This window comes from bacterium, from assembly GCA_021372515.1.
Lineage (GTDB): Bacteria > Gemmatimonadota > Glassbacteria > GWA2-58-10 > GWA2-58-10 > JAJFUG01.
The window spans coordinates 1-8,190 of the sequence record JAJFUG010000150.1 but is presented as its reverse complement, the minus strand read 5'-3'; the positions used below and the strand labels follow the sequence as shown (position 1 = coordinate 8,190).

8 protein-coding genes and 1 tRNA gene are annotated in these 8,190 nt (G+C 60.5%); 6 read left to right on the top strand and 3 right to left on the bottom strand.

The window, feature by feature from the left end:
• The 4 genes from LLH00_14120 to LLH00_14105 all read left to right on the top strand — a co-directional run.
• The coding region (locus tag LLH00_14120) for a tagaturonate epimerase family protein (GenBank protein MCE5272410.1) at window positions 1-772 on the top strand (772 nt) is incomplete at its 5' end.
• A 64-nt stretch (window positions 773-836) separates the two neighbouring features.
• On the top strand, window positions 837-1,670 hold the full coding sequence (locus tag LLH00_14115; GenBank protein MCE5272409.1) for an SDR family oxidoreductase: 834 nt from the start codon (window positions 837-839) through the stop codon (window positions 1,668-1,670).
• Window positions 1,671-1,906: 236 nt separating this feature from the next.
• A complete protein-coding gene (locus LLH00_14110) occupies window positions 1,907-2,791 on the top strand; it encodes an HAD hydrolase-like protein (protein MCE5272408.1) in 885 nt (294 codons plus the stop codon).
• A gap of 224 nt (window positions 2,792-3,015) precedes the next feature.
• Window positions 3,016-4,308, top strand: a complete 1,293-nt coding sequence (locus LLH00_14105) for a lactate racemase domain-containing protein (protein ID MCE5272407.1) — start codon at window positions 3,016-3,018, stop codon at window positions 4,306-4,308.
• A gap of 261 nt (window positions 4,309-4,569) precedes the next feature.
• On the opposite strand, the gene LLH00_14100 is transcribed toward LLH00_14105, so the two are convergent.
• Window positions 4,570-4,644 (bottom strand) — tRNA-Ala (locus LLH00_14100).
• A 105-nt stretch (window positions 4,645-4,749) separates the two neighbouring features.
• Complete coding sequence (locus tag LLH00_14095; protein ID MCE5272406.1) at window positions 4,750-5,226, bottom strand: winged helix-turn-helix domain-containing protein; 477 nt, start codon at window positions 5,224-5,226, stop codon at window positions 4,750-4,752.
• A 505-nt stretch (window positions 5,227-5,731) separates the two neighbouring features.
• On the opposite strand from LLH00_14095, the gene LLH00_14090 reads away from it, so the two are divergent.
• Together LLH00_14090 and LLH00_14085 are read left to right on the top strand one after the other, a co-directional pair.
• The gene (locus LLH00_14090; GenBank protein MCE5272405.1) at window positions 5,732-6,715 is read left to right on the top strand and encodes a CehA/McbA family metallohydrolase; all 984 of its coding nucleotides are present in this window, start codon (window positions 5,732-5,734) and stop codon (window positions 6,713-6,715) included.
• Between the two features lie 44 nt (window positions 6,716-6,759).
• Window positions 6,760-7,746 carry a CehA/McbA family metallohydrolase gene (locus tag LLH00_14085; protein MCE5272404.1) on the top strand — a complete coding sequence of 329 codons (987 nt, stop codon included), beginning with the start codon at window positions 6,760-6,762 and terminating at the stop codon, window positions 7,744-7,746.
• Here LLH00_14085 and LLH00_14080 read toward each other — a convergent pair.
• On the bottom strand, window positions 7,728-8,190 hold a 463-nt coding region (locus LLH00_14080), incomplete at its 5' end, for a DUF6141 family protein (GenBank protein MCE5272403.1). The genes LLH00_14085 and LLH00_14080 overlap by 19 nt on opposite strands.

Sequence of the window (8,190 nt, the reverse complement as noted above, 5' to 3'; positions counted from 1 at the left end):
CCTGGTCTACCACAAGGCCGTGGCCCACATGGCCCTGATCTACCGTGAGCTGAGCGCCGCCGCTGGCAACCCGCTCGAATCGTTCGATTTCGAGGTCAGCGTGGATGAGACCGAGACCGACACCACGGTGCAGGACCACGTGTTCGTGGCCGTGGAGCTGGCCGCCCGCGGGGTGAAATGGCAGAGCCTGGCCCCCAAGTTCACCGGAGAGTTCCAGAAAGGCATCGACTATCGCGGCGACAAAGCCAAGTTCGAGGAGCAGTTCGCCGCCCACGCCCTGATCGCCCGCAGCCTGGGCGGCTACAAGGTGAGCGTGCACTCGGGCAGCGACAAGTTTTCGATTTTCCCGGTGGTGGGCAAGCACACCGGCGGCTATTTCCACCTCAAGACCGCGGGCACGAGCTGGCTCGAGGCGGTGCGGGTGATCGCGGGCCGCGAGCCCGCGCTCTACCGCGAGATGCACGCGGCGGCCCTGGCGAATTTCGAGAAGGACCGTGCCAGCTACCACGTGACCACCAACCTGGCCGCCATTCCGGACCTGAAAGACCTCAAGGATTCCGAGCTGCCGGCCTTGATGGAAGCGGTCGATCCGCGTCAGCTTCTGCATATCACCTATGGCTCGCTTCTGAGCGGCAAGCGCGCGGATGGATCCTACCTCTACCGCGACCGTTTCTTCGCCGCGCTGCACAAGTATGAGGAAGACTATTACCAGCGGCTGGATTCCCACATCGGCCGTCATATGGAAACCCTGGGAGTTCCCTCCCGTGACTGAAAGCCGTCGCACCCTGTGTGCGGCGGGATTTGAATCCAAATGAATGTGAAAGGATGTGGTAAGAATGGCTAACGATTACGTGGCAAAGATGTTCGATGTGTCGGGCAAGGTGATTGCGATAACCGGCGGCGGCGGAATCCTGTGCAGCGGCATGGCCGAGGCGTTGGGACAGGCCGGGGCCCGCATTGCGGTGCTCGACCTGCGCGAGGACGCGGCCGAGGTGGTGGCGAAGAAAGTCCGCTCCCAGGGCGGCGAGGCCGTGGCCGTGGCCGTGGATGTCCTGAAGCGCGAGAGCGTGGAGAAGGCCTACGAGTCCGTGGTGGCCAAGCTGGGCCCGGTGGATGTGCTGATCAACGGCGCGGGCGGCAACAAGCGCGAGGCCACCACCAGCCCGGAACTTTCGTTTTTCGACCTGCCGGACCAGGCGATCCGCTGGGTGTTCGACCTCAACTGCCTGGGCACGATCATGCCGAGCCAGATTTTCTGCCGGGCCATGGCCGAGCGCGGCGTGGGCAACGTGATCAATATCAGCTCCATGAGCGCTTTCCACCCGCTGACCAAGGTGCTGGCCTACAGCGCGGCCAAGGCCTCGATCAGCAATTTCACCGAGTGGCTGGCGATCCACATGGCGCAGAACTACAGCCCGAAGATCCGGGTCAACGCCCTCGCGCCGGGATTTTTCCTCACCGAGCAGAACCGTTTCCTGTTGACCGACGAGAAGACCGGCGAGATGACCCCGCGCGGCAAGTCGATCATCGCCAGCACGCCGATGGCCCGCTACGGCGACCCGTCCGAGCTGCTGGGCGCGCTGATCTGGCTGATCTCGGACGCCTCGAGCTTTGTCACCGGCACCGTGGTGGCGATTGACGGCGGGTTCAACTGCTTCTGCGGAGTGTAACCCCGGCAGCTTGGGTTATTCCCTGCGACTCGAAAATGTGGGCACGGTGCACCGTGCCCTCAGTATCCGCGACCGGCTGGATTGCAATCCGTAGGGGCAGGCCCCTGTGCCTGCCCATTTAATTCGGGCGGCCACGGGGGGCCGCCCCTACACGCAGGATCGTCATATTTCGCAGGGGAGGGTTTCAAACCCTCCCCTGCAATTGCCAGGATCATAAGCCGGAGAAAGAAACCTCAATGGCGCACAACGACGCTCTGAAAGAGCTGAAACCCACGCAGAATTTCTTTGTCGGGATCGATTCCGACGGCTGCGCGTTCCCCACGATGGAGCTCAAGCACAAAGAGTGCTTCATCCCCAACATCATTTTCCACTACGGCCTTCAGGCGATCAGCAAGTACGGGCGCGAGGCGGCCGAGTTCGTGAACCTCTACTCCAAGTGGCGCGGGATCAACCGTTTCCCGGCCCTGCTCATGGTGATGGAGCTGCTCGCGGAGCGGCCCGAGGTGCGGGCCAGCGGAGTGAAACTGCCCGACCTGAGCGAGCTGAAAAAGTGGGCCGACTCCGGCGCCGCCCTGGGCAACCCCGCGCTCAAGAAAACGGTCGAGGAAACCGGCAGCGCGGCCCTGAAGCGTGACCTGGCCTGGAGCGAGGCCGTGAACAAGAGCGTGGACTGGATGGTGCACGGCTGCTCGCCGTTCTCGTTCGTGCGCGAGAGCCTGGAAAAGATCGTCAAGAAGGCCGATATCGTGGTGGTCTCGGCGACTCCCGGCGCGGCCCTGGAAAAAGAGTGGGCCGAGCATGACATCGCCCGCTACGCCCGGGTGATCGCGGGCCAGGAAATGGGCTCCAAGAAAGAGCACCTCGCTCTGGCCGCAGCGGGCAAGTACGCGCCGCAGAATATCCTGATGATCGGCGACGCCCCCGGCGACATGAAAGCCGCCCGGGCCAACAACGCCCTGTTCTTCCCGATCAACCCCGGGGCCGAGGAGAAGAGCTGGGAACGCCTGTACAAAGAAGCGTTCGACCGGTTCACCGCCGGCACATACGCCGGGGCCTACGAGGCTGCGCTCATCGAGGAGTTCGAGGCCCTTCTGCCGGACACGCCGCCCTGGAAGAAGTAGAAAGGGGCCCAGAAGATTGTATTACGGTGTATTTGAATGTAGGGACACGGCATGCCGTGCCCTCAGGGCTCGCAACCGTCTGAACCGCTACCCGTAGGGGGCAGGCCCCTGTGCCTGCCAGTATTATTCGGGCGGCCACGGGGGGCCGCCCCTACACGCGGGGTCATCACATCTCGGGGCGGTCCATGCGGTCGCCCGTGTTTTCTGATCGCAGGAGAAACAACATGGCTCACGAATTCGACGTGATCGGCAAGGGGTACGCCGACGGGACCCTGATCGGGGCGGCCGAGGCCGAGGCCCTCTGCGCCGAGGCTTTCGGAAAGATGGACCTGACTGGCAAGCGCCTGCTGGTCATCATCCCGGACAGCACCCGCACCGTGCCGATAGACCTGATGTTCCCCATTTTCTACAAGCACCTCAAGGGCCGGGTGAAGAAGCTGGACTACCTGATCGCCCTGGGCACGCACCATCCGATGAGCGAGGAAAAGATCGCTGCGCGCGTGGGAATGAGCCCCGAGGCCCTGAAGCGCGACTACCCGGACGTGACGATACACAACCACCGCTGGGACCTCCCCGGCACGTTCACCCAGATCGGCACGATCAGCGCGGATGAGATCGAGAAGATCAGCGGCGGCCTGTTCCGCGAGGAGCTGAAGGTTCCGATCAACCGGATGATCTTCGATTACGACCACCTGGTGATCCTGGGGCCGACTTTCCCCCACGAGGTGGTGGGGTTCTCCGGCGGCAACAAGTATTTCTTCCCCGGCATCTCGGGCGATGAGCTGCTGCACTTTTTCCACTGGCTGGGCGCGGTGATAACGAACCCGCTGATCAACGGCAACAAGTGGACCCCCACGCGCAAGGTGGTCGACCGCGCGGCCGAGTTCATCCCCGTGCCGGTCACGAACTTTGACATGGTGGAAAAGGGCGGCAAGCTGGCCGGGCTTTTCATCGGGCCGACCCGAGAGGCCTGGAGCCGCGCCGCCGACCTGAGCGCCCAGCTCCATATCCGCTACACGCAACGCAAGTACAAGCGCGTGCTGGGCGTGGCCCCGGCCATGTACGATGACATCTGGGTGGCGGGCAAGGTGATGTACAAGCTGGAGCCGGTGATCGAGCCGGGCGGCGAGCTGATAATCTACGCCCCGCATATCGACGAGGTGAGCTACACCCACGGCAAGCTGCTCGACCGGGTGGGCTACCACACGCGGGATTATTTCATGGCCCAGATGGAGAAATTCGCCGACGTGCCCCGCGGGATCCTGGCCCACAGCACCCATGTGCGCGGCGGCGGGACGTATGTAAACGGTGTGGAAAAGTGCAACGTGAACGTTATCCTGGCCACGAAAATCCCGCCCGAGCGCTGCGCGCAGATCAACCTGGGCTACCGTGACCCGGCCACGATCAACCTGGACGAGTGGAAGGACCGCGAGGACGAGGGTGTGCTGTTCGTGCCCAAGGCCGGCGAGACCCTCTACCGTCTGGAGGGCGAAAGCTACGATTTCGAGAAAAAGTAGCCTTTGCCGTGTGCCAGAATGAAGCCGCGCTCTGGAAGACCCAAGGCGCGGCTTCGATCTATATTTAGATTATCTCAAACTGTAAGCAAACAAATCAGTTAACTGGCCCATATTTTGAAAACGTCAAGAATTCTTGACAATAAGCCGAAATTGTAGTTAGAATATAAGTGAGCAAGGCTCTTGGGTTTTTTAACAAGAGCAACAGGTGAAGAGTTCCCAAATTTAAACCAGTTTAGAAATCCTTCACCTGGTAATTGTGAGTGCCCTCGCCAGGACTCGAACCCGGACCCCCCCTGTGCGCAAAACAGGTGCTTTATCCATTTCAGCTACGAGGGCATTTACAAATCTGTGGTGGAGCGGGAGGGAGTCGAACCCTCAACCCGTGGGTGCAAAGCCCGGAGTTGGCACCGGCACCCGCCCCTTACCACATGTGACAGCGCCTCATTTCGCAGATGGGGCGCTGTCTTTTTCTTTCCATTCGGACAAACCAAAGGTCGCTTGCTTGTTTTTGATCTTATAAAACACTTCTGGCTTGCGCTTGCTCATGGTCGAATAGAGACTTTGATAAATGCGTTTAGGATCTTTCTGCTGCTCGTATCCACCATCCAAAATTCCCTGTATAATATCCTTCATGTGCATAGGCTTTCCATTTTCACGAAGCACTTTTTCAGCGGCTTGGATCATTGGTATATTTTTGTACTTTTGAGAAGGGACTTGATTGGCAGAAGTGAAGGGCGTTTCAATAGTAGACTGTTCTTGATAGGAATCAAAAGAGACATCCGCACTTTCTTCAATATACTGGACTACGCTATTAAGTTGTTCGAGGCGTTTTTGGAGCGGTTCCAACTTTTGCTTCACTTGTTCTCGTTCCACAAGTATTTGACGGATCAGTGCATTCAGAACTTCGACCTTGCTCATATTAACTCCTGTTTGGGTGATCGTTTGGGCTGACCCAATTTAATATAATCAAATATTGGGCAGAGCGCAAGGTGTTTAACCGATATTATCAAAATATTTTTGGGTGTATTAGGGTGTGCGCCGTACTAACCCGTACTAACCCGTACTAATCCGTACTAACCCATACTAACCCATACTAATCCATACTAACCCATACTAATCCGTGCTAACCCATACTAATCCGTGCTAACCCAAACCAATCCGTGCTAACCCAAACCAATCCAAAGTGAATAAAAGTAACTCAAGATGATTTTAAATATCTCAGAGTATTCCAAGGTGAGTCAGGATATATCACAATTAAGACAGGTGGTCATCGAAGGCGGAGAGCAATTATTTGTTTGAAGGGGATAATTCCATGTTATTATTGATATGATTGACACCCGCTGCTTGACCCTCCACGTGTCCCCGGCTATATTCCCATCAAAGCGCTGTCCTGTCCTCCACCCACCCTGCAAGGAGATTCCGCATGCGCCGGATGTTGCCGCTCTGCCTCGTCGTCCTCGGTCTTTCTCTCGCCCCCGCGGCCAACGCCGAATGGTGGCGCGGCAACACCCACACCCACACGATCAACTCGGACGGCGACAGCTCGCCGGACGCCGTGGTGCGCTGGTACAAGGAGAACGGCTACCAGTTCGTGGTCATATCCGACCACAATTTCCTCACCGATGTGCGCGGGCTGAACGCGGTCATGGCCGCCGAGGGCAAGTTCGTGGTGCTGTCGGGCGAGGAGGTCACGGACCAGTTTGTCTCCGGCGAGGGCCACAGCCTGCCCGTGCACCTGAACGCGATCAACCTGGATGCGGCCCTGCCCCCGGCCGGCGGTGCGAGCGTGGTGGATGTCCTCCAACGCAACGTGGACATGATTAGGTCCGGGGCCGGTGCCTGCACGATCAACCACCCCAATTTCTGGTGGGCACTGGGGATAAAAGAGATGGCCGCGGCCAGCAACTACAACCTGTTCGAGATCGCCAACGGCCACCCCACGGTCAACAACGCCGGCGGCGGCGGACACCTGGGCACCGAGGCGCTCTGGGATTCGCTCCTTGTGCGCGGGCGCAAGGTCTACGGCGTGGCGAGCGACGACTCGCACAGTTTCAAGAACTGGGGGCCGCAGTACGCCAACCCCGGACGGGGCTGGGTGATGGTGCGGGCGGATAATCTGGAGGCGACCGCGATTGTGGCCGCCCTAAACCGTGGGGATTTCTATTCCTCTACCGGCGTGAGCCTCAAGGATGTGACCAGCGACGGGAAAAGCCTGACTGTGGCGATAGACAAGCCGGAGCACAGCGCCACCGAATACACCACCACCTTCATTGGCACGCGCGGGGTGCTGGCGGTCTCGACCGACACCATGGCGGTCTACCGGTTCAAGGGCGGTGAGGGCTACGTGCGGGCGAAGATCGTGGATTCCAACGGGCGGATCGCCTGGACCCAGCCGGTCTGGCCCTGAAATTCACCCCAGGCTTGAACATTCTGCCAGCAAAGGGCGACTCGATGCGCCATACAATCCTGATAATCTCGACGGCTCTGCTTATCCTCGTGCCGGCAGCGCTCACGGCCGGCTGGTACCGGGGCAGTGTCCACACCCACACGGTCAACTCGGACGGCGACAGCTCGCCGGATGCAGTGGCCGCCTGGTACAAGGAACACGGCTACCAGTTCCTGGTGATCACGGACCATAATTTCGTGACCGATGTCCGCGGGTTGAACGCATTGCTGGGAGCGAACGAGAAATTTCTCGTGATCCCGGGCGAGGAAGTGACGGACAAATTTGTCACCCCCGAGGGCAAGCGCCTGCCGGTACACATGAACGCGATCAACCTGGCCAAGACCCTCAAGCCGGCCGGAGGTTCGAGCGTGACCGAGGTCCTCCAGCGCAACGATGCAATGGTCAACGCCGCGGCCGGGGCCTGCATTGTCAACCACCCCAATTACATCTGGGCTTTCGATTACAGGCAGCTTCTGGAGGTGGAGGGCCTGCGTCTGTTCGAGGTGGCGAGCCAGGACCCGACTGTCTGCAATTGGGGCGGAGGTGGCCGTATCGGCACCGAGGCGATCTGGGACTCGCTGCTCAGCCACGGCCGCCGCGTGTTCGGGGTGGCGGGCGATGACGTCCACGATTTCAAGAGCTGGGGGCCGGACCAGATCAACCCCGGGCGCGGCTGGGTGATGGTGCGGGCGGACAGCCTGGAGGCCGGCGCGCTCTGCGCGGCCCTGAACCGGGGCGAGTTCTATTTCTCCAACGGGGTGTGGCTGAAAGAAATACGGGTGGACCACGGGAGCCTGCGCGTGGAGATCGAGCGGCCGGAGGAGGAGCCCACGGAGTATACTGTAACGTTCATCGGGCAGGGCGGTAAAGTGCTGGCGACAGCTTACGAAAGCCCGGCTGTCTACCGGTTCTCCGGAGGCGAGGGCTACGTGCGGGCGAAAGTCGTGGACTCCAACGGACGGGTGGCCTGGACTCAGCCGGTCTGGCCTTGAGTATCGCCGGGGCCGATCCCAGAGACCGCGGCAATGGCTGCCGAAAGCTCCTCGGCACGCCGGCTGCCGATCAGCAGGGTGCGGCCATTGGCCAGGGTGAACAGCACGCCGCGGTCACCGCTCACGTTGTAGGCGCGCCCGCTCTTGCCGTAGCGTATGCCCCAGCCGCCGTAGTCGCGCAAGGGGTGGTAGGTGACAGCGCTCTGTGCGTGTATGCTGTGCCAGGGCAGAAGCACGAAATCGCGGTGGAAGGGGAAGAAACGGTAGGCCAGTCCGTTGGCGCGCACCTCGGTCACCAGGCGGATGTTGAGCATTATCCAGGGAAAAGCCAGGCCGAACGCGCAGAACATCACCACCACCAGCCAGTCCGGGGCCGGATTGGTGCCCAGCCTGTGCCCCAGGACCACCTGCCAGACCAGGGCCGCCATGTTGAACGCCGCCACC